Source organism: Bradyrhizobium ottawaense (assembly GCF_002278135.3).
GTDB classification, from domain to species: Bacteria; Pseudomonadota; Alphaproteobacteria; order Rhizobiales; family Xanthobacteraceae; genus Bradyrhizobium; species Bradyrhizobium ottawaense.
Genome location: NZ_CP029425.2, coordinates 4,400,845 through 4,424,033, shown reverse-complemented (window position 1 = coordinate 4,424,033; position 23,189 = coordinate 4,400,845). Strand labels below are relative to the sequence as shown.

Annotated in this window: 20 protein-coding genes and 1 tRNA gene; 12 read left to right on the top strand and 9 right to left on the bottom strand. The window is 65.5% G+C overall.

Annotated elements, in window-relative coordinates; genetic code table 11:
* Positions 1 to 15: 15 nt before the first annotated feature.
* From CIT37_RS21160 to CIT37_RS21125, 8 genes are all read left to right on the top strand, one after another.
* Positions 16 to 1,710: a flotillin family protein gene (locus CIT37_RS21160; protein WP_028144698.1), complete on the top strand. Its 1,695-nt coding sequence runs from the start codon at positions 16 to 18 to the stop codon at positions 1,708 to 1,710.
* Between the two features lie 206 nt (positions 1,711 to 1,916).
* On the top strand, positions 1,917 to 2,285 hold the full coding sequence (locus CIT37_RS21155) for a hypothetical protein (protein WP_028144697.1): 369 nt from the start codon (positions 1,917 to 1,919) through the stop codon (positions 2,283 to 2,285).
* Positions 2,286 to 2,421: 136 nt separating this feature from the next.
* Positions 2,422 to 2,496: transfer RNA gene (locus CIT37_RS21150), tRNA-Asn, on the top strand.
* A gap of 214 nt (positions 2,497 to 2,710) precedes the next feature.
* Positions 2,711 to 2,884: a hypothetical protein gene (locus CIT37_RS21145; protein WP_018320416.1), complete on the top strand. Its 174-nt coding sequence runs from the start codon at positions 2,711 to 2,713 to the stop codon at positions 2,882 to 2,884.
* Positions 2,885 to 3,021: 137 nt separating this feature from the next.
* Positions 3,022 to 3,675, top strand: coding sequence for a protein-L-isoaspartate O-methyltransferase family protein (locus CIT37_RS21140; protein ID WP_095424174.1), 654 nt, complete (start codon positions 3,022 to 3,024; stop codon positions 3,673 to 3,675).
* A 204-nt stretch (positions 3,676 to 3,879) separates the two neighbouring features.
* Entirely contained in the window at positions 3,880 to 5,265 is a 1,386-nt protein-coding gene (locus CIT37_RS21135; protein ID WP_028144695.1) for a TolC family outer membrane protein, read from the top strand.
* 303 nt (positions 5,266 to 5,568) lie between these two features.
* Positions 5,569 to 6,336: a PopZ family protein gene (locus CIT37_RS21130; RefSeq protein ID WP_038946737.1), complete on the top strand. Its 768-nt coding sequence runs from the start codon at positions 5,569 to 5,571 to the stop codon at positions 6,334 to 6,336.
* 126 nt (positions 6,337 to 6,462) lie between these two features.
* A complete protein-coding gene (locus CIT37_RS21125; protein ID WP_095424173.1) occupies positions 6,463 to 9,339 on the top strand; it encodes a valine--tRNA ligase in 2,877 nt (958 codons plus the stop codon).
* Between the two features lie 5 nt (positions 9,340 to 9,344).
* Here the strand turns inward: CIT37_RS21125 and CIT37_RS21120 are convergent, their stop codons facing one another.
* Positions 9,345 to 9,947, bottom strand: coding sequence for a DNA-3-methyladenine glycosylase (locus tag CIT37_RS21120; protein WP_038946739.1), 603 nt, complete (start codon positions 9,945 to 9,947; stop codon positions 9,345 to 9,347).
* A 130-nt stretch (positions 9,948 to 10,077) separates the two neighbouring features.
* Here CIT37_RS21120 and lipA point away from each other — a divergent pair, with 130 nt between their 5' ends.
* A complete protein-coding gene (gene lipA / locus CIT37_RS21115; RefSeq protein ID WP_028144691.1) occupies positions 10,078 to 11,034 on the top strand; it encodes a lipoyl synthase in 957 nt (318 codons plus the stop codon).
* 6 nt (positions 11,035 to 11,040) lie between these two features.
* Complete coding sequence (locus CIT37_RS21110) at positions 11,041 to 11,511, top strand: type II toxin-antitoxin system RatA family toxin (RefSeq protein WP_028144690.1); 471 nt, start codon at positions 11,041 to 11,043, stop codon at positions 11,509 to 11,511.
* A 150-nt stretch (positions 11,512 to 11,661) separates the two neighbouring features.
* On the opposite strand, the gene CIT37_RS21105 is transcribed toward CIT37_RS21110, so the two are convergent.
* Genes CIT37_RS21105 through CIT37_RS21080 form a run of 6 tightly spaced genes read right to left on the bottom strand, consistent with a single transcriptional unit; the run spans position 11,662 to position 16,817 of the window.
* Positions 11,662 to 12,477: a c-type cytochrome gene (locus CIT37_RS21105; RefSeq protein ID WP_028144689.1), complete on the bottom strand. Its 816-nt coding sequence runs from the start codon at positions 12,475 to 12,477 to the stop codon at positions 11,662 to 11,664.
* Positions 12,477 to 14,099 carry a b(o/a)3-type cytochrome-c oxidase subunit 1 gene (locus CIT37_RS21100; RefSeq protein ID WP_028144688.1) on the bottom strand — a complete coding sequence of 541 codons (1,623 nt, stop codon included), beginning with the start codon at positions 14,097 to 14,099 and terminating at the stop codon, positions 12,477 to 12,479. The genes CIT37_RS21105 and CIT37_RS21100 overlap by 1 nt, the downstream gene beginning before the upstream one ends.
* Positions 14,086 to 14,652, bottom strand: a complete 567-nt coding sequence (locus CIT37_RS21095; RefSeq protein WP_028144687.1) for a cupredoxin domain-containing protein — start codon at positions 14,650 to 14,652, stop codon at positions 14,086 to 14,088. The genes CIT37_RS21100 and CIT37_RS21095 overlap by 14 nt, the downstream gene beginning before the upstream one ends.
* The gene (locus CIT37_RS21090; RefSeq protein WP_018320427.1) at positions 14,649 to 14,825 is read right to left on the bottom strand and encodes a hypothetical protein; all 177 of its coding nucleotides are present in this window, start codon (positions 14,823 to 14,825) and stop codon (positions 14,649 to 14,651) included. The genes CIT37_RS21095 and CIT37_RS21090 overlap by 4 nt, the downstream gene beginning before the upstream one ends.
* Before the next feature lie 7 nt (positions 14,826 to 14,832).
* Positions 14,833 to 16,101 (bottom strand): cytochrome c, encoded by a 1,269-nt coding sequence (locus CIT37_RS21085; protein WP_085967555.1) that lies wholly within the window; start codon positions 16,099 to 16,101, stop codon positions 14,833 to 14,835.
* 8 nt (positions 16,102 to 16,109) lie between these two features.
* On the bottom strand, positions 16,110 to 16,817 hold the full coding sequence (locus tag CIT37_RS21080) for a c-type cytochrome (RefSeq protein WP_038970296.1): 708 nt from the start codon (positions 16,815 to 16,817) through the stop codon (positions 16,110 to 16,112).
* 1,108 nt (positions 16,818 to 17,925) lie between these two features.
* Between CIT37_RS21080 and CIT37_RS21075 the strand changes: the two genes are divergently transcribed.
* Together CIT37_RS21075 and CIT37_RS21070 are read left to right on the top strand one after the other, a co-directional pair.
* Positions 17,926 to 20,313, top strand: a complete 2,388-nt coding sequence (locus CIT37_RS21075) for a TonB-dependent receptor family protein (RefSeq protein WP_095424172.1) — start codon at positions 17,926 to 17,928, stop codon at positions 20,311 to 20,313.
* A gap of 18 nt (positions 20,314 to 20,331) precedes the next feature.
* Positions 20,332 to 21,150 (top strand): class I SAM-dependent methyltransferase, encoded by an 819-nt coding sequence (locus tag CIT37_RS21070; protein ID WP_244611254.1) that lies wholly within the window; start codon positions 20,332 to 20,334, stop codon positions 21,148 to 21,150.
* 10 nt (positions 21,151 to 21,160) lie between these two features.
* On the opposite strand, the gene CIT37_RS21065 is transcribed toward CIT37_RS21070, so the two are convergent.
* Both CIT37_RS21065 and CIT37_RS21060 read right to left on the bottom strand, forming a co-directional pair.
* Positions 21,161 to 21,772: a CinA family protein gene (locus tag CIT37_RS21065; protein WP_038946748.1), complete on the bottom strand. Its 612-nt coding sequence runs from the start codon at positions 21,770 to 21,772 to the stop codon at positions 21,161 to 21,163.
* A 3-nt stretch (positions 21,773 to 21,775) separates the two neighbouring features.
* Positions 21,776 to 22,957, bottom strand: a complete 1,182-nt coding sequence (locus tag CIT37_RS21060; protein WP_038970299.1) for a bifunctional 2-C-methyl-D-erythritol 4-phosphate cytidylyltransferase/2-C-methyl-D-erythritol 2,4-cyclodiphosphate synthase — start codon at positions 22,955 to 22,957, stop codon at positions 21,776 to 21,778.
* Between the last annotated feature and the right edge of the window lie 232 nt (positions 22,958 to 23,189).

The following is a 23,189-nucleotide window of genomic DNA, read 5'->3' as shown; positions in this document are numbered from 1 at the left end:
TCATCGGAGAACATCATGTTCGACATCGCAGTCCCGGCCATGATCGGCGTCGCGCTGATCGTCGTCCTGGGGATCGTCTTCACCATCCTCTACAAGCGCGCCACCCGCGACGAGGCTTTCGTGCGCACCGGCCTCGGCGGCAAGAAGGTGGTGCTCGACGGCGGCGCCATGATCCTGCCGATCTTCCACTCCTATGCCAGCGTCAATCTGAAGACGCTGCGGCTCACCGTGGAACGCAAGGAGCGGGAATCCCTCATCACCAAGGACCGGCTGCGCGTCGACATCGTCGCCGAATTCTACGTGCGCGTCCGCCCCGACGATGAGAGTATCGCGCTTGCGAGCCAGACGCTGGGCGCACTGACCAATGACGCCGAAGCCCTGCGCAACCAGGTCGAGGCCAAATTCGTCGACGGCCTGCGCTCGGTGGCGGCGACCATGTCCATTTTGGAGCTGCAGGAAAAGCGCAGCGATTTCGTCAAGCACGTGCAGGCCACGGTCGAGTCCGACGTCAAGTCGAACGGCCTCGAGCTCGAATCCGTGTCGCTCACAAAACTCGACCAGACCGACGTCAAGTTCTTCAACCCGGAGAACTTCTTCGACGCCGAAGGTCTCACCCAGCTCAAGACCGTCACCGAGACGCGCCGGCGCGACCGCAACGCCATCGTGCGCGACAACGAGGTGGCGATCGCCCAGAAGGACCTCGAGGCGCGGCAGCAGACCCTCGGCATCGAGCGCACCAAGAAGGAAGCCGAGCTGTCGCAGGAGCGCGACATCGCCAACAAGACCGCGAGCACCCGCGCCGAGGTCGCAACCGCGACGCAGACCGCGCGCCTCACCGAGGAGAATGCCCGCATCGATACCGACCGTGCCGTTGCCGAGAAGGAAGCCGGCGCCAAGCAGGTCAAGGAAACCGCGGTGATCGAATCGGATCTGGCGATCAACAAGCGCAAGACCGACGCCCAGCGCGAGATCCAGATCGCGACGCAGGAGAACGAGATCCAGATCGCCTCCAAGAGCAAGCAGACCTCTGAAGCCGTCGCCGAGGCCAAGACCGCCGAAGCGATCGCGGTCTCCGCGGAGGAAAAAGTCGTGACCGCACGCGCGGTCGAGGTCGCCGATCGCGCCCGTCTCACCCAGGTGCTGGCCGCGCGGACCGAGGCCGAGCGCAAATCGACGGAGCTGATCGTCGCGGCCGAAGCCGAGAAGAAGGCCTCGCTCGATCGCGCCGAGGCCGTGAAGACGCTGGCCACGGCCGAAGCCGAGTCCAACAAGATCAAGGCCGTCGGCGTGCGCAACATCGGTGAGGCGGAAGCTGCCGTCATCACCATGAAGAACGAGGCGCAGAACAAGCTCGGCAGCAACGTCATCGACTTCGAGATCGCCAAGAAGCGGATCGAGACGATGCCGTCGGCGCTGGCCGAGATGGTCAAGCCGATCGCCAACCTCAAGGACGTCCGTATCCTGCACACCGGCGGCGCCTTCGGCGGCAACGGCGCCGGTGGAGGCAATGTCGGCTTCGGCGAGGGACTCGCCGGCGAACTCCTCAAGGTGCATGCGCTGCGTCCGATGATCGACGAGATCCTGCGCCAGAGCGGCTTTGCGCCCGACGACGATCCCGTGAAGGCGCTGGTCGGCGCCGTGACGGGGAAGAGCAACGGCGCCGCCGTGCCGGCTCCGGCACCGGAGAAGACGAACACCGCCGATCTATGAATGCCCGTTCATTGCTGCGGAGAATTCGAATCGATAAACAGGCTGAGCGCGTCTCGCGTCGCGCAACGTGCCGGAGTGACGATCGATCGTCTTGAACCTTTCGATCGCACTCCGGACGAACCTTCCAAGGCAACGACATTGGTTGCCGCGGCGCCTGCGCCGATCGACGCCAGGCGCTGAAGCCTGTTTCGATCGGGGAATTTCATATGAAATATTTTCTGTCTGGACTGATCGCGATCGGCCTTTCGATCGCCGCCATGCCCTCGTTCGCGGCCGATGCCCGCAACGTCACCGTCGTCAACGAGACCGGCTATGCCATCAAATTCCTGGGCTTCAACGCGCCGGACGATGGCCTGGACGAATGGGACAATGAACTCGAGAAGGTTTTGCAGAACCAGGCCAGCACCTATGTCGAGTTCGACGAGGACGACGAGGGCTGCGTCTGGAACATCCGCGTCGACTGGCAGAACTACGACGAAGCCGTGCTCTGGAAAAACGTCAACCTCTGCAAGATGACCGCGCTTCGGCTGCGCTACGATCCCGGCACCAAGACCACCTCGTTCCTCGCCGAGTAGCGTTTGGCCGACACGGCCCGGAGGAGGGGGCGTCCCAGCCTTCCTCCGGCGCATTGCGGATGATGACGAATTCGTCCTTTGCAAGCGCAAGCGGCTTTGTTATACGCAGCCGCGCGCGAACGACTGGTTCGCCTTTTCCTCGGTAGCTCAGCGGTAGAGCATCCGACTGTTAATCGGATGGTCGCTGGTTCGAATCCAGCCCGGGGAGCCAAATTCTGCCGCAGATTCAATGATTTATGGCCGCGCCCTCATGTAGCGCGCGACGTCGTTGTCTTGCTCTCTGAGCCGCACATCCATAGATTCTTGCCCGGAATCATCCTCAAGCAGATGTGTGCACGGGCGCCGTCACGCCATGCGGGTGGCGCCAAATCGACTCAATTGAAATCGAGCCTCGGGTTTGCCGGATCTCAACGGAGCTGATTCCCATGCCAGACATCCAGGTCGACCATATGGCCCCCTCGATTCTGCCGGCCGACATTCCCGAGCTCAGCGACGACGAATGCCTCGCCTGTCTGGCGCGTGCGGTCGAGACGCCCGATTCGGCGCGGCTGGACGAAGTCGCCGCTCTCATCGGCCGCCTCGCGGTGGCCATCGAATAATCCGTCCCGACCCTGATGCGGTAACATGCGGATGCCCTAGCTGCGCAGGCTAACGGCCGTGTTGCGTTTTGGCCGTGCATGCTCCAAAGATGCCGCGAATTTCGTCCGCGGCATCGTCCGCCTTGCAGGGTCCGCAAATGTCCGGTTTCTCGACCGCGCGCCTCAAAATGGTCGATGGCCAGGTGCGCACCAATGACGTCACCGATCGTCGTGTTCTCGATGCCATGCTCACGGTTCCACGCGAGGCCTTCGTGCCGGCCGACCGGCAGGCGCTGGCCTATCTCGATCTCGATCTCGACGTGAGCGAAGGCGCTGCCAAGCGGTTCCTGATCAAGCCGCAGCTGACCGGCAAGCTGCTCCAGGCCGCCGAGATCGGCGAGGGCGACAACGTGCTGGTGGTCGGTTGCGCCACGGGTTACCTCGCCGCGCTGACCGCCAAGCTGGCCGGCCAGGTCACCGCCACCGAATGCGATTCGGCTTTGGCCGCGAAAGCCAAGGCCGCCCTGAACCTTGCCAACGTCACCTGCAAGGCTGCGGCCTGCGCCGACGGCGATCCGTGCGCCGCTCCCTATGACGTGATCATCCTCAATGGCGCGACTGAGGTGACCCCGGAAGCGCTGCTCGGGCAGCTGAAGGAGGGCGGGCGTCTGGTGGGGGTGTCGGCCGAATCCAGGCCGCCGCGCGCCATAATCGTGACCCATACCCATGGTGAATTCGGCCATCGGGCCCTGTTCGACGCTGCCGCTCCGGTCCTTCCCGGGCTGGAGCGGGCGGCCGCCTTCGTCTTCTGACGCCCAAAACGCGATAAAATCCCGTTCTGAATCAGAAGTGTGGCCGGGATGCTGCACGTGAAGAGTTTCCACCGAGAACTACCCTCAGGTAGTTCCGTCGCGCTTGACCGCGTCTTATGTTGCGGCGGGGCAACGACTCCACTCGTAGACGGTAACCCAGCTCGCGGGCACGAGCCGGGCGTTAGAATGAACGGAATTTTTGGGATGCATGGGGTGAAGCTCTTCACCGGAGCTGCGGTTTCGGTCCTGCTGCTCGCGCTTGCCGGGCCGACGCCTGCCTTGGCGGACACGATCGAGTCCGCGCTGGTGCGCGCCTATCAGAACAATCCGCAGCTCAACGCACAGCGCGCCCAGGTGCGCTCGACCGATGAAAACGTGCCGCAGGCGCTGTCGGGATATCGCCCGAAGGTCTCGCTGACGGCGAGCGGGGGCATTCAGTACTCGGACTTCAAAAGTGCCACCAACAGCGATCCGATTAACGGTAAGGGCTATCCCCGAAGCGTGGGACTGACTGCCACCCAGACGCTCTACAACGGCAACCAGACCGCCAACAGAACGCGCGCCGCGGAGAGTCAGGTTTCCGGCTCCCGCGAAGCGTTGCGCAGCCTCGATCAAACCGTGCTGCTCCAGGCCGCCACGACCTACATGGACTATCTGCGCGACGCGGCGACGCTCGAAGTCCAGCGCAGCAACGTGCGCGTGCTCGAGCAGACGCTCAAGCAGACCCGTGATCGCTTCAATGTCGGCGAGGTGACGCGCACCGACGTTGCGCAATCGGAAGCACAGCTGGCGGCTGGCAGGACGCAGGCCCTGACCGCGGAAGCAAATCTCACCACGACGCGCGCGAACTTCCGTCGCATCATCGGCAACGAGCCGACGAATCTGGCACCCGGCTCGCCGGTGGATCGCTTCCTGCCTGCGACGCTCGCTGCCGCGGTCGAGCTCGGCCTCGTCGAGCATCCGAACGTCACGGCCGCGATGTTCGGCATTGACGTCAATTTCTTGCAGGTCAAGGTTGCCGAGGGCGCTCTGCTGCCCACGGTCACCCTGCAGGCGGGCGTGACCCAGGCCTACGAACAATCTTTGATTCAGTACCGCTCGCTCAGCGCTTCCGCGCTCGCGCAGATCTCGGTGCCGATCTATCAGGGTGGTTCCGAATATTCGCTGATCCGCCAGTCCAAGGAAAACCTGGCGCAGCAACGTCTCAACCTCGAAAACACGCGGGATCAGACCCGCGCGACCGTCGTGCAGTGGTGGGGTTCGCTGCAGGCCGGCAAGGCGCAGGTGCAATCGGCGCAAGCGCAGGTGACGGCGTCCGAGATCGCGCTGAACGGCGTGCGTGAAGAGGCAAAGGCCGGTCAGCGCACCACGCTCGACGTGCTCAACGCGCAGCAAGCGCTGGTCAATGCGCGCGTCGCGCTCGTGACCGCGCAGCACGACCGTGTCGTCGCATCGTACAACGTCCTCGCCGCCGTCGGCCGTCTGGCGCCGCAGGTCCTCGGCCTTGGGACGACGGTTTATGATCCCAGCGTTCACTACCATCAGGTCCGCGATAGCTGGGCCGGCGTGCGTACGCCTGACGGGCGCTGATTCCCGTACTCGTCCGGTCGGCTTCGTGAATTGCCGAGGCCGACCGGCGCTTTGCTTGCAATCACCAAAATCCCTGACATAGCCTTTCCAAGACGATGCGGGTCGATTCGCCTCGCAGTGATGCCGTATGCGTAAAGCTTGAGTGCCGGGGGCAGGGGCGCACCGCTGCACGTTGAGCCGTGATCTGGGGACAAGTCGGGCTGCCGCGACGAAAATGTCGGGCCACCCATCCGGAACCGGCCAATCCTGTCGTGCTTGGTGTAAAACAACGCATGCGAGGGCGTTGATGATGTGGAGTCGGAGATGACGCAGCCTGCAAAGGTCACAGAACCCTCGATGGAGGAGATTCTGGCCTCGATCCGGCGCATCATTGCCGACGATGAGGCCAAGCCGCCGCCGGCTGAGGCTGCAAAGCCGGCGCCAGCTCCTGCTGCGCCCGCACCCAAGCCGCAGGCGATGAACGACATTCCGCCCTCCAAGGTTGCCCCTGCCAAGCCTGCCGCTGAAAAACCCGCGCCACCCCCTGCCGCAAAGCCAGCACCGGCCCCACCGCCTGCACCTGCGGCGGATGCATCCAATAACCAGGACGATATCGACGCGCTGCTGGCGGGGCTCGATGCGGCAACACCTGCGCCGGAGGTCCGCGAGCCTGAGCCGGAGCCCGAGCCTGAGCCCGACGTGCTCGAATTGACCGACGAGATGGCGATGGACCCGACGCCGCCTCCGCCGCCGCCGAGCTTCCGCAAGGTCGAGCCGCGCGACGACCTCGAATTCGCCGAATCGCCGCCGCCGCGTCCGACCCCGCCGCCGTCCTACGCGCCGGTGGACTTCGATGCCCCGCCGCTGCCGCCGCAGCAGCCCATGCTCGCGCAGTCGACGGTCTCGGCGGTCGAATCCGCCTTCAACTCCCTGGCCCATACGGTGCTCAGCAGCAATGCACGGACGCTGGAGGATCTGGTCAAGGAGATGCTGCGTCCGATGCTGAAATCCTGGCTCGACGACAATTTGCCGGGGCTCGTTGAACGCATCGTGAAGGCCGAAATCGAGCGGGTCTCGCGCGGTGGCCGCTGAGACGGTCGTGCGGCCCCGATAAAGCCCTGCTCCTGTGGCATATTCGGTCTGCGGACCGGGCTGGAAAGCCTTTGCCGCTGAGCTTCCCGTTGACTTGACCCGCACACGCGGCTTTCTAACAGCCCCATGATCGAGAAAAATTACCAGCCCGCCGATATCGAAGCCCGCATGTCCGTGGTGTGGGAGGACAGCCTTGCCTTCAAGGCCGGCCGCCCCGACCGCCGCGACGCCGTGCCCTTTACCATCGTGATCCCGCCGCCGAACGTGACGGGCTCGCTGCACATGGGCCACGCCCTCAACAACACGCTGCAGGACATCCTGTGCCGGTTCGAGCGCATGCGCGGCCGCGACGTGCTGTGGCAGCCCGGCACGGACCATGCCGGCATCGCCACCCAGATGGTGGTCGAGCGGCAGCTGATGGAGCGCCAGCAGCCCGGCCGCCGCGAGATGGGCCGCGAGAAGTTTCTCGAGCGCGTCTGGCAGTGGAAGGCCGAGAGCGGCGACACCATCATCAACCAGCTCAAGCGGCTCGGCGCCTCCTGCGACTGGTCGCGCGAACGCTTCACCATGGACGAGGGCCTGTCGAAGGCCGTCGTCAAGGTGTTCGTCGAGCTGCACCGCGACGGCCTGATCTACAAGGACAAGCGGCTGGTGAACTGGGACACCAAGCTGCTGACCGCGATCTCCGATCTCGAAGTGCAGCAGACCGAGGTGAAGGGCCATCTCTGGTATCTGCGCTATCCGATCGAGGGCAAGACATTCAGCCCTGAGGATCCCTCGAGCTTCATCGTCGTCGCCACCACGCGCCCCGAGACCATGCTCGGCGATACCGGCGTTGCCGTGCATCCCGAGGATGAGCGCTACCTGAAGCTGGTCGGCAAGAACGTGATCCTGCCGCTGGTGGGCCGCAAGATCCAGATCGTCGCCGACGATTATTCCGATCCCGAGAAGGGCTCGGGTGCGGTCAAGGTGACGCCGGCGCACGACTTCAACGACTTCGAGGTCGGCAATCGCCACGGCCTGCGCCGGATCAGCGTGATCGACAGGGAAGGCTGTCTCGATCTCGTCGACAACGAGGACTATCTGCGCGACCTGCCGGAAGGCGCCGGACAGTTCGCCGAGGAATTCCACAAGGTCGACCGCTTCGCCGCGCGCAAGCGCATCGTCGAGCGGCTGGAATCGTTCGGCTTCGTCGAGCGGATCGAGCCGCACACCCACATGGTCCCGCACGGCGATCGCTCCAACAGCGTGATCGAGCCGTATTTGACTGACCAGTGGTACGTCGACGCCAAGACGCTGGCAAAGCCCGCGATCGCGGCGGTGCGTTCGGGCGAGACGTCGTTCGTGCCGAAAAACTGGGAAAAGACCTATTTCGAGTGGATGGAGAACATCCAGCCCTGGTGCATCTCGCGCCAGCTCTGGTGGGGTCACCAGATCCCGGCCTGGTACGGACCTGACGGCAAGGTGTTCGTCGCCGAGACCGAGGAGGAGGCCGTCAGCCACGCGCTCGGCTACTACGTCGAGCAGGAAGTCATCACGGCCGAGCAGGGCCGCGAGATGGCGCTCGACCGCAACAAGCGCGAGGGCTTCATCACGCGCGACGAGGACGTGCTCGACACCTGGTTCTCCTCGGCGCTGTGGCCGTTCTCGACGCTCGGCTGGCCCGAGGATGCGCCCGAGGTGCAGCGCTATTACCCGACCAATGCGCTGGTGACCGGCTTCGACATCATCTTCTTCTGGGTCGCCCGCATGATGATGATGGGCCTGCACTTCATGAAGGAGGTGCCGTTCTCGACCATCTACATCCACGCCCTCGTCCGCGACGAGAAGGGCGCCAAGATGTCGAAGTCGAAGGGCAACGTCATCGATCCGCTCAACCTGATCGACGAATACGGCGCCGACGCGCTGCGTTTCACGCTGGCCGCGATGGCGGCGCAGGGCCGCGACATCAAGCTCGCCACCAGCCGCGTCGAAGGCTACCGCAATTTCGCGACCAAGCTCTGGAATGCGTCCCGCTTCGCCGAGATGAACCATTGCGCCGTGCCCGAGGGTTTCGAGCCGGCGAAGGCCAAGGAGACGCTGAACCGCTGGATCGCGCATGAGAGCGCGCACACCACGCGTGAGGTGACCGAGGCGATCGAGGCCTATCGCTTCAACGATGCCGCCGGCGCGATCTATCGCTTCGTCTGGAACGTCTATTGCGACTGGTATGTCGAGCTCGCCAAGCCCGTGCTGCTGGGCCCCGACAGCCCCGCCAAGGACGAGACCCGCGCCATGGTCGCCTGGGCGCGCGACGAGATCCTGAAGCTGCTGCACCCCTTCATGCCTTTCATCACAGAAGAGCTGTGGGAGGTGACGGCCAAGCGCGACGGTCTGCTCGCATTGGCGCAATGGCCGCTGAAGCCGGCCGAGCCGACCCCGGAGCAGCTCGCAATCCTCGCCGCAGCGGCCGGACCGACCGAACCGCTGATGTCGCCGATGCTGGTCATGCCGATCTTCGACCACGCGGACTTCACCGATCCCAAGGCGGAAGCCGAGATCGGCTGGGTGATCGACCTGATCACGCAGATCCGTTCGGTGCGTGCCGAGATGAACATTCCGCCGGCGACGCTGACGGCGCTGGTGCTCGTCGGCGCTTCCGCCGAAACCAGGGAGCGCGCGCCGCGCTGGACCGACGTCATCAAGCGCATGGCGCGGCTGTCGGACATCTCCTTCGCCGATCGCGCGCCCGACGGAGCGGTTCAGCTGCTCGTCCGCGGCGAGGTGGCCGCGCTGCCGCTCAAGGGCGTGATCGACGTCGCCGCCGAGCGCACGCGTCTCGACAAGGAGATCGGCAAGGCCGACGCCGACATCAAGCGCGCCGAGTCCAAGCTCGCGAACGAAAAATTCGTCGCCAACGCGGCCGAGGAGGTCGTCGAGGAGGAGCGCGAAAAGCGCGAGACCGCGCTGGCGCGCAAGGCCAAGCTGCTCGAGGCGCTGGAGCGGCTGAAGCAGGCGTCCTGAGAACGCTATTTCGGGAACGGCTTGCTCAAAAACTTCGAGCCCCTGACGCCATAGCGCCAGGGCAGCTCGACGGCCTTGGTGATGCCGATCCGGATGCCGGCAACCACCTCCAACTCCTCGGTCCTCGCATGCAGCGCGATCGGAGACCGGTCCAGCGGCAGCGTGTTGTGCGCGATGGTGATGCCGAGCGCCTCGGTCAGCTTGCCCGGACCCGAGCACAGCGCGTGCGCATCCTGGAGGTGACGCCGGCGGCGCATGACGGCGATCCCGTGCGTCGGCTCCAGCGCGCGGATCAGCACGGCGCTGGCCGAGCCTTCCTCCTCGCAGACGAAGTTCACGCACCAGTGGATGCCGTAGGAGCGATAGACATAGGCATAGCCGGGCGGGCCGAACATCACCTGGTTCCGCGGCGTCGGCCCGTTGTAGGAGTGCGCCGCCGGCTCGGTATGATGATAGGCCTCGACCTCGACAATGAGGCCGCCGACGCCGTCGACCAGCATGGTGGCACCGATCAGGTCCCGGGCGACCTCGCGGACGTCGCGGTTGAAAAAGGCCCGCTTCAGAACCTTGCCGAGCCGCGGTGTGGAAGTCTTCGATACTGGAGCCATTCGAGGTGAGAATCGCCTGAGAACAGAGCAAGATATTGCCCATATCTGCCATGTTCCCTGAAGCGGCGCGAGCCGGGTTGCGATGCGTGGCGAGACCGACTAGGTAGGACCTGAACAGACCGGACACCCCATGGTCGTTATTGTCGATACCATCACGAACCCGCTGCGCCCGCGCCACCCCGAAAAGGTGAATCGCCCTGACTCCGCTTCGCCGCCGAAGCCGGACTGGATCCGCGTGCGCGCGCCCAATACCCGCGGCTACGGCGAGACCCGCAACATCGTGCGCGCCAACGGCCTGCACACGGTGTGCGAGGAAGCGGGCTGCCCGAACATCGGCGAGTGCTGGGACAAAAAGCACGCCACCTTCATGATCATGGGTGACACCTGCACCCGCGCCTGCGCCTTCTGCAACGTCAAGACCGGCCTGCCCAATGCGCTGGATGCAGCCGAGCCTGAGAACGTCGCCGAGGCGACCGCCAAGCTCGGCCTTGCCCATGTCGTCATCACCTCCGTGGACCGCGACGATCTCGCTGACGGCGGCGCCGAGCATTTTGCCCAGACCATCCGCGCGATCCGGGCGGCGTGCCCCTCGACCACGATCGAGATCCTGACGCCGGACTTCCTGCGCAAGGAGGGGGCGCTCGAGGTGGTCGTTGCCGCCAAGCCCGACGTCTTCAACCACAATCTCGAGACCGTGCCGTCGCGCTATCTCACGGTGCGGCCGGGCGCGCGCTATTTCCATTCGATCCGGCTGTTGCAGCGGGTCAAGGAGCTCGATCCCACCATCTTCACCAAGTCCGGCATCATGGTCGGCCTCGGCGAGGAGCGCCACGAGGTGCAGCAGGTGATGGACGATCTGCGCTCCGCCGAGGTCGATTTCCTGACCATCGGCCAGTACCTGCAGCCGACCCGCAAGCACCACGCCGTGATGCGCTACGTGCCGCCGGACGAGTTCGCCTCTTACGAGAAGGTCGCCTACACCAAGGGCTTCCTGATGGTGTCGGCGAGCCCGCTCACCCGCTCGTCGCATCATGCCGGCGAGGATTTTGCGAGACTGAGGGCCGCGCGGGCCGCAACCGCCCGCTGAACCGCCATGCCCAAATTTTCGAGCAAGCGCCGTGTCAATCACAGCGCCTCCGAGATGTTCGATCTGGTCGCCGACGTCGAGCGCTACCCGGAATTCGTGCCGCTCTGCAGCGCGCTGAAGGTGCGCCAGCGCATGGCCAAGCCTGATGGCACCGAGGTGCTGGTCGCCGACATGACGGTCTCGTTCAAGCTGGTCAAGGAATCCTTCACCAGCCGCGTGAGCCTCGACCGCGCCAATCAGAAGATCCTGGTCGAATATCTCCAAGGTCCTTTCAGCAACCTGGAAAACCGCTGGACGTTCGAGCCCAAAGGTGAGGGCGTTTGCGACGTCGGTTTCTTCCTGTCTTACGAATTCAAGAGCCGCATGCTGGCGCTGCTGATGGGCTCGATGTTCGACGCCGCCTTCGCGCGGTTTTCGAGCGCGTTCGAAAAGCGCGCGGATGCGATCTACGGCCGGCCGAAGCTGGCGTCGTCGTAGGTAACTCTCGTGTCCCGGACGCGCTGCAACGCCCTCGGCGTTGCTGCGCAGAGCCCGGGACCCACGCCGCCCGAACGCCTCGGAGAGATGGGCCCCGGCTCTGCAGCGCACCGCTGAAGCTGCGCTGCGTCCGGGGCACGAGAGCCATCCTCAATCCACCGCCTTCACCACATCAGGCGGCTGCGAGGCGTAGTACGCCGCGGCCTGCTCGATCTCCTGCGGCGTCATTCCGCGGGCGATGTTGCGCATCTGCTGGCTGATGTCGTTGCGCCGTTCACCGGAGGCGAAGGCGTGAAGCTGCGCCTTCATGTAGGCTTCGGACTGTCCCTCTAGCCACGGGCTGCCGGTCTTGTTGTCGAGGCTGCCATGGCAGGAGCCGCAGGGCGCGATCCCGCGCATCGGCGCGCCGTAGATGACGATGTTGGGTTTCGGCAGTTGCGGCGTCGGATGATAGGCTGGAAGCCGCGGCAGATAGGCGTAATAGTTGGAGAGATCGGCGATCTCCTGGTCGGTCAGGTTGATCGCGAACGGCGACATCACGGCATTGGCGCGCGCACCGGAGCGGAAATCGTGCAGCTCCTTGTAGATCACGGCCGCATACTGGCCGGCGAGATTGGGCGAGTCCGCGCGGCTGACGCCGGTGGGGCCATGACAGATCGCGCAGCGCTGCGCCAGCGTCGCGCCGCGCCCGATCGCCTCCTGGCTCGGACGTGACAACGTGTTCGAGGTCAGCACGACCTCGGACAGGCGTTTTGCCTGCTCGGGCGCCGTGACGCTGGCCGCACGCTGCGGTACGCCGGCGGCGCTGCAGATCGCATCCCAGACGCCGGCGAACTGAACCCAGGGCTGTGCGAAAGGCAGCACAATGAAGCCGGCAATCGCGGTGACGACGAGGATCGCGGCGGTGATGCCGACGCCAGTCCTGAAATGGCTGTTGCGGAGAGTAAAGAGGTCGCGCGTGCTCATCACTGCGCTCCCACATAGACGGCCGGCACCGAGGTGCCCGAACTCAGCGCCAGATTCAGGATCGGATAGCCGTAATTGGTGAGGGTGAGGCCGATCATCAGTGCCACCCATAGCGCGTGGGTGTTGAGTGCGACCGGCACCGTCTTTGGTTCATGCACGGCGAGCGCGAAGCGATAGGGCCCGGCGTCGATTTGAGGCGCGCGCATGCCACGCGCCAGGATGACGATGAACATGATGCCCGAGGCCAGCAGGATGAAGCCGCCGATCGCCGACAGGGTGACGGAGAATGCCTGCGGTGCGATCGCGGGATCGCCGAAGTCGAAATAGGCCATGCGGCGCGGCATCCCCAGAATGCCGACCCAGTGCCACGGGAACGTCGTCACGATCATGCCGATGAACCACAGCCAGAGCTGGGTGCGGATCAGGCGGATATCGATCAACTCCCGGCCCGTCAGATGCGGCCAGAGATCATAGGCGATCGCGAAGTACATGATGACGATGGCGCCGCCGAAGATCAGGTGGAAATGCCCGGTGATCCACTGCGTGTTGTGGATCGAGGCATCGAGCTGATAGCTCATGTTGATGAGGCCGCCGGCGCCGCCGAAGCCGAGCATGATGAAGGAGAACGCCAGCGCCAGCATCATCGGATTGTCCCAAGGCAGGGCCCCGATCCAGCCGAACATGCCGCGGCCGCCGCGCAGCCGCGCCGCGATCTCGACCGAGGCGCAGATCGTGAATACGGTCAGCAGCGTCGGCAGCGCGACCAGCGCCGTGAAGGCGGAATGGATGAACTTGAAGCCGGCGCCTACTTGCGGATCGGCAAAGGTGTGGTGCATGCCGATCGGCATCGCCACCACCAGGAACAGGATGAAGGAGATCCGCGCCATCGAGTCGGAATAGACGCGACCGCCGATCGCGCGCGGCACGATGGTGTAATAGGCGATGTAGGTCGGCATCAGCCAGAAATAGACGATGGCGTGCAGCGTCCATGAGAAGAAGATGCGCGCCAGGCCGGCATCGATGGTGGCCTTGAGGCCCGCCGCAACCGGAATGATCTGGAGCAGCAGCTCGAGCGCGGCGCCGACCGCGGTCCAAGCCCACAAATACGAGCCCGCGACGTTGGCGAACATGGCGAGCGGCACTGGCGCGCCGGGATTGGCCTTGCGCCAGACGCGCAAGTTAATCGACATCAGCGCGACCCAGATCCACGAGCCGACCACCACCAGGACGACGCCGAGATAGTAGAAGACGTTGCCGATCAGCGGCGGATAGAAGGTGTAGAGCACCGAGGCACGCCCCATTGCGATCGGAATCACCGCCATGATGCTGCCGGCGACGATCAACCAGAATCCTGCCCAGGCCCAGCGCACGCCGACCAGGCGCTGCTGCAGCGCGGACTCGCTGATGGCGTAGCCGAATGCCATCGCCACCAGGGTCGGGAAGACGTAGCCCATCACCGTGCCGTGGGCGGTCAGCGAGCGGTAATAGAGCTCGGGGTTGGAGAGCCAGGTGCCGATCGGGCTGCGGATGAACATCTGCCAGGCGCCGAGCGTGAGCGCGATGCCGAATACGGCGAAGGCCAGCCAGAAATGGGCGAGGATGAGCTTCCTATTGACCAACACAGCTCAGCCTCCCGCCACCCTTCGCGCGATCGGCGAAATCGGTCTTGTCGATCACCTTGACCTTGCCCCACATGCCCTCGTGGCCAAAGCTGCAAAACTCCTGGCAGGGCATCAGATAGTCGCCGGTTTTCGCGAAGCGCATCAGCTGCTCCGAGATGTAGCCCGGCACCAGCATGGTGTTGACGTTGGTGCCCTGAATGAGGATGCCGTGGACGACGTCGGCGCTGGTGGCCCGCAGCGTGATCGGCGTATCCGCGGGCACCACGATGCAGGCAGGCGTGAAGGAATATTGCTGGCCGATTGCACGCACCGTGACGTTGCCGTTGGCCTCCAGCACGCTGCCGAGATTGCTCTCGACGAATTCGCCGGACAGATGCAGGCGCGAGGGATCGGTGATCTCGACGCGCGGCTGCGGCATGGTCGCGCGATGGATGCCGGCGAAAGCCGCCAGCAGCGCCATCATCACGATGATGATCACGGCGATGGTCGCCCAGCGCCGCTCGACGCGGGCCGCGACCTCGGCGCTGTCGTGATGAGTTTCCTCTGCGCTCATTGCAGCGATCCGCGGGGCAGGAAGACGAACAGATAGAAGGCGAGCCACATCGCGACCACGCAGGCGGTGGCGATGCCGGCGAGCACGATCGCGCCGGACGGGCCTTGCGCGACGACCTCCTCGACGGCCTGGTCGGCGCTAGCAGGGCTGGTCGGCGGATCGGAGTTGATCATGTGATTCTCAATTCAGCGGTGCGGAGCGCAGCTCGTTGGCCTCGCGCGCCGAGACCGGCGTGCCGCGATTGCCCCAGGCGGTGCGGATGTAGGAGACGACGGCGGCGATCTCGTTGTCGGACAGGAGGCCAGCGAAAGGCGGCATGCCGTAGGGCATCGGGTTGCCCCTGGTGCCCGGTGGATAGCCGCCATTGAGCACCATGCGGATCGGATTGACCGCCGACTGCATCTCGATCGACTGGTTGTTGGCGAGCGGCGGCCAGTGCGGCGGCTTGCCTTCGCCCTGCGTGCCATGACAGCTCGCGCACTGCTTGTCGTAGACGGTCTTGCCGAGGCTGATCAGCAGGCTGCTCTCGGTGGTCGGCAGCGTCGAGCTTGCCGGCGGCGGAGGCGAGGGCTCCGCGATGCCCTTGAGGTACACCGCCATCGCCTTAGTGTCCTCGTCGTTGAGATATTGCAGGCTGTTGTGCACGACCTCGGCCATCGGACCGTAGACCACGCCGCGCATGGAGACGCCGGTCTGCAGCAGGTCGGTGATGTCCTTGATGCTCCAGTCGCCGAGGCCGGCCTCGCGGTTTGAGGTGAGCGAGGGCGCGTACCAGTTCTGCATCGGGATCAGGCCGCCCTTGAAGGCATCCGATTGCGAGGTGCCGCCGAGCGCGTTGATCGGCGAATGGCACATGCCGCAATGGCCGAGGCCTTCGACCAGATAGGCGCCGCGATTCCATTCCGCTGATTTCTTCGGATCGGGCTTGAACTCGCCTTCGCTGAAGAACAGCGTGCGCCAGCCGAGGATGAGCTGGCGGTTGTCGTAGGGAAAGCGCAGCTCATGCGGCTTGTTCTTCTGATTCACCGGCGCGATCGAGCGCAAATACGCGAAGATCGCATCGCTGTCGGCGCGCGTGACCTTGGTGTAGGACGCGAACGGCATGGCCGGATAGATCAACCCGCCGTCCGGGAAACGGCCGCTGTGCATGGTCTTGTAGAAGTCGTCGGCGCTCCACTTGCCGATCCCGGTATCCGGGTCCGGCGTGATGTTGGAGGTGTAGAGTGTACCGAACGGCGTCGGCATGGCGCGGCCGCCGGCGAACAGGCGGCCCTCCGGCGCGGTATGACAGGCCGTGCAATCGCCGGCACGGGCGAGATATTCGCCGCGGGCGATGATGTCGCTGCTCTTGTCTTGAGCCTTGTCTTGCGCCTGCGCGGCCGTGGTGAGCGCGGCGAGGGCCAGGAGCTTGATCGATATGAGTGCGGTCGACAGTTTCGAGCCCATCATCCGCCTCGTCAGTTGGGCTGGCTGCCGCAGCCGAAAGGCAGCGCGTAGCTGCCTTTCGGCACGGGAGCCGGGTTCGTGGGCGCCGGTCGTGTCGCGAGCCAGGCCGCGACCGCGGTGACGTCGGCCTCGGTCAGATGGCCTGCGACTTGCTGCATGCAGTCTGGCGATTTCGCCGTGCGAGTGCCATAGCGCCAGGCGCCGAGCTGGGCGCTGATGTAATTGGCGCGCAGGCCGAGCAGGCCGGGGATGCCGGGTTGCATGCCTGCGAGTCCCGGGCCATGGCAGCTTACGCAGGCCGGAATATTGCGGCTGGCATCGCCGCTGGTGGCGAGCAGTTCGCCCTGTGCCAGCACGTCCTTGCTGACCTCGCTCGGCGCCGGCTGCGGCAGCGGCGGATGTTCGCCGGCAAAATATTCCGCCATCGCCTCCAGATACGGATCAGGCAGAAACTCCAGCAGATAGTTCATGGGCGGATATTTGCGGCGGCCGCTGCGGAAGGCGAGCAGTTGATTATAGAGATAGCCGGCGGGCTTGCCGGCAAGCCGCGGGAAATAGACGTCGCTGGTGCCTTCGCCCTTGTTGCCGTGACAGGGCGTGCAGGCCTCGACCCGCGCCGCCATCGTATCCGGCGGCTGGTTGGCCGTTTGTGCGGCCGCACCGTCAATGGTGGCCAAGGTGATGGTCACGGCGACCGAGGCCGCGGCGCGAGCGAACAATTTCGTCGCCCTCCAAAATGCTGGTCCGGTTGATTCCGGATCACAACGTAGAGCGGCATTATTGCGCCAATATTTTCTCGCGCAAGATCGGAGACGCGTGATGACGTTTGGTCGCGCCGTCTGCATTCGCGATTCCGATCGAATTGGACGAACTTGCGTGCTTTTTTTTGAAAACTGAGCATAACGCTGCGGTCTCGCGACAGTTCCTGCCCGAGTCCTGCATTGGTCATGTCGCCCTCAGATGTCAGAGGGCGCAGGGAAGGCCGGGTGCCGGCTGGCACCCGCGGTCCACTGTGCGAATCCTGCGTGACAAGAAGCTGCACAGCGGCATACAGGTGTAGCCAGGACAACCTGGCCTTCCCTGCGCAGTGGTTTGACGGCTTATGCCGAGCTCTCCCCGGGGAGCGATGCACTATTGCCCCCGTCGCCTCACGAATAGCTGACGCGCGCACCCGGTCGGGCAAGACGCATCACCGCAAGACTTGACGCACAGACCCCGGGCGTCAGGACGACACGGTTTTGCCGTACGCATGTCACACCGGTCGTGTGCGCAACAGGCCTGTCGCTCACGGTTGCCCGCCCTGCAATGCCTCTCGCGCCGATGTGACTAGCGTCCACCGCAGCTCACCCCACGTTTCGTGACGATCGCGATACGCCCCTCTGACCGGGGTGAGGTGGCGGGACAATGCGACAAAGCCGAAATTCTGTAAAGGCGAATATTTTCGCCTGCGCGCCTTGCCCTCCGCTAGCGTGTTTTGCCCGTCGGGCAACGCAACCGCTTGTAGGTGCGCGGGGTGGGTTGGGAGAAGGCGTAATCCACCATGTCTGCCGAGCAGGCATGAGAAGAGGTGGATGACGCTTCGCTAATTCCCCTACGACGTGTTTCGTGCCGTGTTCCCCTTCGATCCGCACCGCGATCATGTCGCGGCATCGCGAGTTCTCAACGTGCTGTTCGTGCCGAAGCTGGAACGAAACTAATTCCAAGCAGCGCGCTGTTTGTCCCAGCGCAACCAGATTCCCGGTGCGCGCGGCGAGCTTCGCGCGAGATCGCGACGGCGTTCAGCGTCGCCCGCGGGAAAAAGTGGGGGCTGGAGTGGGAAGTAGGATCATGAGTCCGTCGTTGGGGCGAGGGCGTTCGTGGCGCGCAGGCAGAACGCAAGGCACGGTGCTGCTGTCCTGGACGGCGTCTGCCTTGCTGCTGCCGGCCCTTGCCGGAGAGGCTTGCCTGGCGCAATCGGCGGCGCCGGGCGCGGCGGTCCAGCTCGATCCTGTCGTGGTGGAGGCACCGAAGAGCGCGGCGAAGCCCGCGGCGGCATCTCGCGAGAGGGTCGCGGCGCGGCGCGGCGCCGCCAAGCCGCAACCTCGCAGAGGTGACAATCCCGGCGACGAGGTTGCAGGGCATGCTGCCCCGCCCGCATCGGTGCAGGAGCGCTTCGAGGCGCTCGCGGGCGGCGTCGCGCTGGCCCGGCGCGAGGATCTCTCGCCCACGGGAAATCCAACCGTGTCGCGTGCCCTCAGCGGCGTTCCCGGTGTCGTGGTGCAGAACTTCTTCGGCGGCAACGACCAGCCGCGTATCCAGATCCGTGGCTCCGGTCTGCAGCAGAATCCGGTCGAGCGCGGGCTGCTGGTGCTTCAGAACGGCCTGCCCATCAACCGGGCGGACGGCTCCTACATCGTCGGCTTCGCCAACCCGCAACAGGCGGAGGCCATCGAGGTCTATCGCGGCTACATCGCCAACCGCCTCGGCGCCACCGTGCTCGGCGGTGCGCTGAATTTCGTATCGCCGACGGGATCGTCCTCGCTGGGCACGCAGGCCGCCATCAGCGGCGGCAGCTTCGGCCAGATCAATGCCAGCGCGCAGACCGGCGGCAGGAAAGACAATGTGGACGCGCTGGTGCAGGCCGATTTCAGCCGTCGCGACGGCTTTCGCGACTACAACAGCTCCGAGCGCAGCAGTTTCAATGCCAATGTCGGCGCCGTGCTGTCCGAGAACGTCAGCACGCGCTTCTTCATCGGCTACACCGATCTCGGCTTCGATGTGGCGGGACCGCTGACCAAGAGCGCAATGCAGGCCAATCCGCGGCAGGTGTTTGCCGGGCCGACCTTCATCCCGCCGTCGACCTCGATCAATCCGGGGCCGAACGTCGTGCGTGACCGGCCGCGCCGCGAGGCCGAGCAGTTCGTGGCGGGCTCGCGGACCACCGCGACGTTCGACGCGCATCTGTTCGACGTCGCGCTCGGCTATACCCACACCGACGACATGTTCCGCTTTCCGATCTCCTCAGGCGTTCGCGCCACGCGGGGTGACGATGCGACCGGCGTCTTCCGCTACGCCTACAAGCCCGACAGCGCGGCGGCGTTACCGCTGCTCGAAACGACCGCGCAATATTCGGTGGGATCGGCGGATCGGGAGAATTTCATCAACCAGGCCGGGCAGACCGGCGCCAAGTTCGGCGAGAGCCGGCTCGATGCCACCACGCTGGCGCTGCATACCGGCCTCAATCTGCCGGTCTGGGACCGGATCACCGTCTCGCCGGCGATCGCCTATGGCTACGCCACGCGCGACAATGACGACGTCTACCGGAGTGCGACGCGGCCGACGATTGCCTACAATCCGGCAAATCCGACGATGCTGCTGCCGAACGGCGCGGTGCCGACGCAGAGCTCGAGCTATGCACGCAGCTATTCGGCGTGGAGCCCCAGCCTCGGCGTGACCTTCCGCCCCGTGGCCGGCCAAACCATCTTTGCCGCGGTCAGCCGCAGCTTCGAGCCGCCCTCGCATGACGATCTGCTCGCGACGGTCAACGGGACGCCGAACAGCAGTGCCGGGCGGCCGACGCCGGGCAATCCGGGCCTCGTCGCAGCGGCATTCGCGACGCCCGATCTGAAGGCCCAGACCGCCACCACCGTTGAGGGCGGCTGGCGCGGCCGCGCGGGCATCCTGTCGTGGGACGCGGTCAGCTACTATTCCTGGGTCGACAACGAGCTCTTGAGCCTGCGCGACTCCACCGGCGCGCTGATGGCGGCGTTCAATGCCGACCGCACCACGCATCTCGGCGTCGAGCTCGGCCTCGGCGTCAGGATCACGCCGCGGCTGACCGGCCGCGTCGCCTACACCTACCAGGACTTCCGCTTCGACAACGATCCGCTGCGCGGCAACAACCGTCTGGCCGGCGCGCCGCCGCATCTCGTCAACGCGGTCCTGCAATATCAGGCGACCGACGCCTGGAAGCTGGAAGGCGCGGTGCGCTGGAGCCCCGGCCACATGCCGGTCGACAACATGAACACGCTGTTTGCCGATCCGTTCGTGGTCGCCGATGTGCGCACCGAGTACCGGATCAGCGAGCGCTTCGCGGTGTTCGGCGAGATCACCAATCTGTTCAACGCGACCTATGCCGCGTCGACCCTGATCGTCGATCAGGCGCGGCCGGACCAGGCCGCGTTCATGCCCGGCGACGGACGCGGCTATTACGGCGGCATCCGGGCGCGGTTCTAACTTGCAAAGGAGACACCCATGATTGCAGACCACACGATGCCATCGGTCGAACTGCCGGGCGCTGATCTCGACGTGGCGAAGATGCCGGGCCATTGGCTGCTGGCCCGGCTAGGCAAGCGCGTGCTGCGTCCCGGCGGGCTTGGCCTGACGCGCGCGCTGCTGCACGGGCTGGTGATCGGCGCCGAAGATGATGTCGTCGAGTTTGCGCCGGGGCTCGGCGTCACCGCACGCCTGATCCTGGAGCGAGGCCCGCGGCGCTATGTCGGCGTCGAGCGCGATGCGCAGGCTGCCGCGTGGACGAGCCGGCAGCTTCCGGCGAAGGGAAACGTCTCGGTCGTCGTCGGGACCGCCGATCAGACGACCCTGCCGGCCGGCTCTGCGTCGATCGTGATCGGCGAGGCGATGTTGAGCATGCAGACCCAGGAGCAGAAGCGCCGCATCGCGGCGGAGGCATTCCGGCTGCTTCGCCCCGGCGGGCGTTACGGCATCCACGAGCTCGCCGTGACGCCGGACGACATGCCGTTCGGCCAAAGGCAGGCGATCGATCGCGCGCTCTCCGGCGCCATCCATGTCGGGGCACGTCCGTTGTCCGGCGAAGGATGGAGAGGGCTGCTGGAGAGCGTCGGCTTTCAGATCGAGGCGGTCGAGTTCGCGCCGATGCATCTGCTCCGACCCCGGCGCCTGGTGCAGGACGAGGGCCTGGTGGGCGCGTTGCGGCTCGCCAGGAACCTGCTGCTGGATCGGGCGGCGCGGCGCCGGGTGCTGGCAATGCGGCGGGTGTTCGAGCAGCATCGCGCCAATCTGGCTGCGATCCGTGTGATTGCGCGCAAGGTGTAAGCGGGGGTGCTCAGCCCCGCGGCGACCGTGGCGTCCGGCGTTTGGCCACATGTCGGCGCGGCGAGCGTGTCACGCGCGGGCGCAAGCGGGTGACTGCGGCGGCGCGTTTCGGCTTGGCGGCAACTTGCGGGCCGCGGGCCAGATCCATCAGCATGCGCAACGCCTCGACCACCGAACGGGCGCGGACCGCGCTGCGGCCGATCGCGCCGAAGCGATGCTCGCGGTGGATGATGCGGCCGTCGCGCGCGGCGACGGCGAAATGCACGAGACCGACCGGCTTGCCGGGCGTCGCGCCGCCGGGACCGGCAATGCCGGTGATGGCGACGGCGAGATCGACGCCGGCACGCTCCAGCGCGCCGACCGCCATCGCGGTCGCGGTCTCCTTGCTGACGGCGCCGAAGTTCGTGAGCGTGCCGGCTTCGACGCCGAGCATCGCGCGCTTGGCGTCGTTGGAATAGGTGACGAAGCCGCGGTCGATCACATCGGAGGAGCCGGGGATATCGGTCAGCGCGCCGGCGACGAGGCCGCCGGTGCAGGATTCAGCCGTCGCGATCGTCAGCTTGCGCATCCGGCACAGGTCGAGCAGCGAGCGGGAGAGGGCGCGTGCGTCGCTGCCGCCCATGGCCTAGACGCTCCAGGGAAGACGGATGGTGGCGCTCGCGGTGGCCGCGATGCCTTCCTCACGGCCGGTGAAGCCGAGCCGCTCGCTGGTGGTCGCCTTCACCGCGACGCGCGAGATGTCGACGCCGGAAATCTCGGCGATGCGCGCGCGCATGGTGTCGCGCAGCGGGCCGATCTTCGGCCGCTCGCAAATCATGGTCACCTCGAGATTGGCAACGCGGCCACCGCGCTGGGTGACGCGTTCGATGGCGTATTTCAGGAACTGGTCGGAAGAGGCGCCCTTCCACTTCGCATCGCTCGGCGGAAAGTGCGAGCCGATGTCGCCGTCGGCGAGCGCGCCGAGGATGGCATCGACCAGCGCATGCAGGCCGACGTCGCCGTCGGAATGGGCGAGAAAACCCTTGGTGTGCGGCACGCGCACGCCGCAGAGCATGAGATGGTCGCCTTCGCCGAAGGCGTGCACGTCATAGCCGGTGCCGGTCCTGATATCGCCGAGCTGGGCAGCCAGGCGCGCTTCCTCGCGCACGAAATCCTCGGGAGTGGTGAGCTTCATGTTGGCAACATCGCCTTCAAAGGTTGCAACCGTCAATCCCGCCCATTCGGCAATCGCGGCATCGTCGGTGAAATCGCTGCGGCCGTCCTTCGCCGCGCGACGATGCGCTTCGAGGATGACGTCGAAACGAAAGGATTGCGGCGTCTGCGCGATTCGCAGGCGCGCGCGGTCCGGCGTGCCCTCGACATTGCCGCCATCGCCGGTGAGCTTGATGGTGTCGGTGACGGGAACGGCGGGGATCGCAGCGCCAGTGCGGCTCGCCGCCTCGATCGCACGCGAGATCAATCCTTCCGAGACGAAGGGGCGCGCGGCGTCGTGGATCAGCACGATGTCGGGCTCGTACTTGACCAGCGCCTCGAGGCCGGCAAGCACCGAGGCCTGCCGGGTCGCACCGCCATTGGTCGGCGGCTCATGCTTGAGCCCCGCGACCGCGGCCGTGAACATGGCGCTGTCATCGGGGTTCACCACCGGCTGCACCACAAACACGTCGGCGTGGCGGCTGAAGGTTTCCATGGCGCGATAGATCACGGGCACGCCGCCGATCTCGCGATATTGCTTCGGCCCGCCGGCGCCTGCACGCAGTCCACGCCCGGCTGCCACGAGGACGACTGCGGTGCGTTGTGATTTCGCCATAGGACTCGAATACTCGGTTGGTGATGAAGAGTCGGGGAGTGGGGTGATTGCCGCATGCCTCTAGCACGGCAGGCCCGCAAAAAAAGGGGGTTTCCCCGGATTGTTGGAAACAGCATTTTGCTGCACTGCACTTGAAAGATTTGCAGAATTGTCTAAACTGTAGGCATGACGCTTGACTGCACAAGAATTGTGCGCAAGATAGGTCATGGCAGGCGCGATGAGGCCCTGCCCA

Excerpts from the sequence above, each read along its gene's own strand:
- CIT37_RS21160 (WP_028144698.1), top strand. The coding sequence starts at position 16 with ATGTTCGACATCGCAGTCCCGGCCATGATCGGCGTCGCGCTGATCGTC.
- CIT37_RS21155 (WP_028144697.1), top strand. The coding sequence starts at position 1,917 with ATGAAATATTTTCTGTCTGGACTGATCGCGATCGGCCTTTCGATCGCC.
- CIT37_RS21145 (WP_018320416.1), top strand. The coding sequence starts at position 2,711 with ATGCCAGACATCCAGGTCGACCATATGGCCCCCTCGATTCTGCCGGCC.
- CIT37_RS21140 (WP_095424174.1), top strand. The coding sequence starts at position 3,022 with ATGTCCGGTTTCTCGACCGCGCGCCTCAAAATGGTCGATGGCCAGGTG.
- CIT37_RS21135 (WP_028144695.1), top strand. The coding sequence starts at position 3,880 with ATGCATGGGGTGAAGCTCTTCACCGGAGCTGCGGTTTCGGTCCTGCTG.
- CIT37_RS21130 (WP_038946737.1), top strand. The coding sequence starts at position 5,569 with ATGACGCAGCCTGCAAAGGTCACAGAACCCTCGATGGAGGAGATTCTG.
- CIT37_RS21125 (WP_095424173.1), top strand. The coding sequence starts at position 6,463 with ATGATCGAGAAAAATTACCAGCCCGCCGATATCGAAGCCCGCATGTCC.
- CIT37_RS21120 (WP_038946739.1), bottom strand. The coding sequence starts at position 9,947 with ATGGCTCCAGTATCGAAGACTTCCACACCGCGGCTCGGCAAGGTTCTG.
- lipA (WP_028144691.1), top strand. The coding sequence starts at position 10,078 with ATGGTCGTTATTGTCGATACCATCACGAACCCGCTGCGCCCGCGCCAC.
- CIT37_RS21110 (WP_028144690.1), top strand. The coding sequence starts at position 11,041 with ATGCCCAAATTTTCGAGCAAGCGCCGTGTCAATCACAGCGCCTCCGAG.
- CIT37_RS21105 (WP_028144689.1), bottom strand. The coding sequence starts at position 12,477 with ATGAGCACGCGCGACCTCTTTACTCTCCGCAACAGCCATTTCAGGACT.
- CIT37_RS21095 (WP_028144687.1), bottom strand. The coding sequence starts at position 14,652 with ATGAGCGCAGAGGAAACTCATCACGACAGCGCCGAGGTCGCGGCCCGC.
- CIT37_RS21090 (WP_018320427.1), bottom strand. The coding sequence starts at position 14,825 with ATGATCAACTCCGATCCGCCGACCAGCCCTGCTAGCGCCGACCAGGCC.
- CIT37_RS21085 (WP_085967555.1), bottom strand. The coding sequence starts at position 16,101 with ATGATGGGCTCGAAACTGTCGACCGCACTCATATCGATCAAGCTCCTG.
- CIT37_RS21075 (WP_095424172.1), top strand. The coding sequence starts at position 17,926 with ATGAGTCCGTCGTTGGGGCGAGGGCGTTCGTGGCGCGCAGGCAGAACG.
- CIT37_RS21070 (WP_244611254.1), top strand. The coding sequence starts at position 20,332 with ATGATTGCAGACCACACGATGCCATCGGTCGAACTGCCGGGCGCTGAT.
- CIT37_RS21065 (WP_038946748.1), bottom strand. The coding sequence starts at position 21,772 with ATGGGCGGCAGCGACGCACGCGCCCTCTCCCGCTCGCTGCTCGACCTG.
- CIT37_RS21060 (WP_038970299.1), bottom strand. The coding sequence starts at position 22,957 with ATGGCGAAATCACAACGCACCGCAGTCGTCCTCGTGGCAGCCGGGCGT.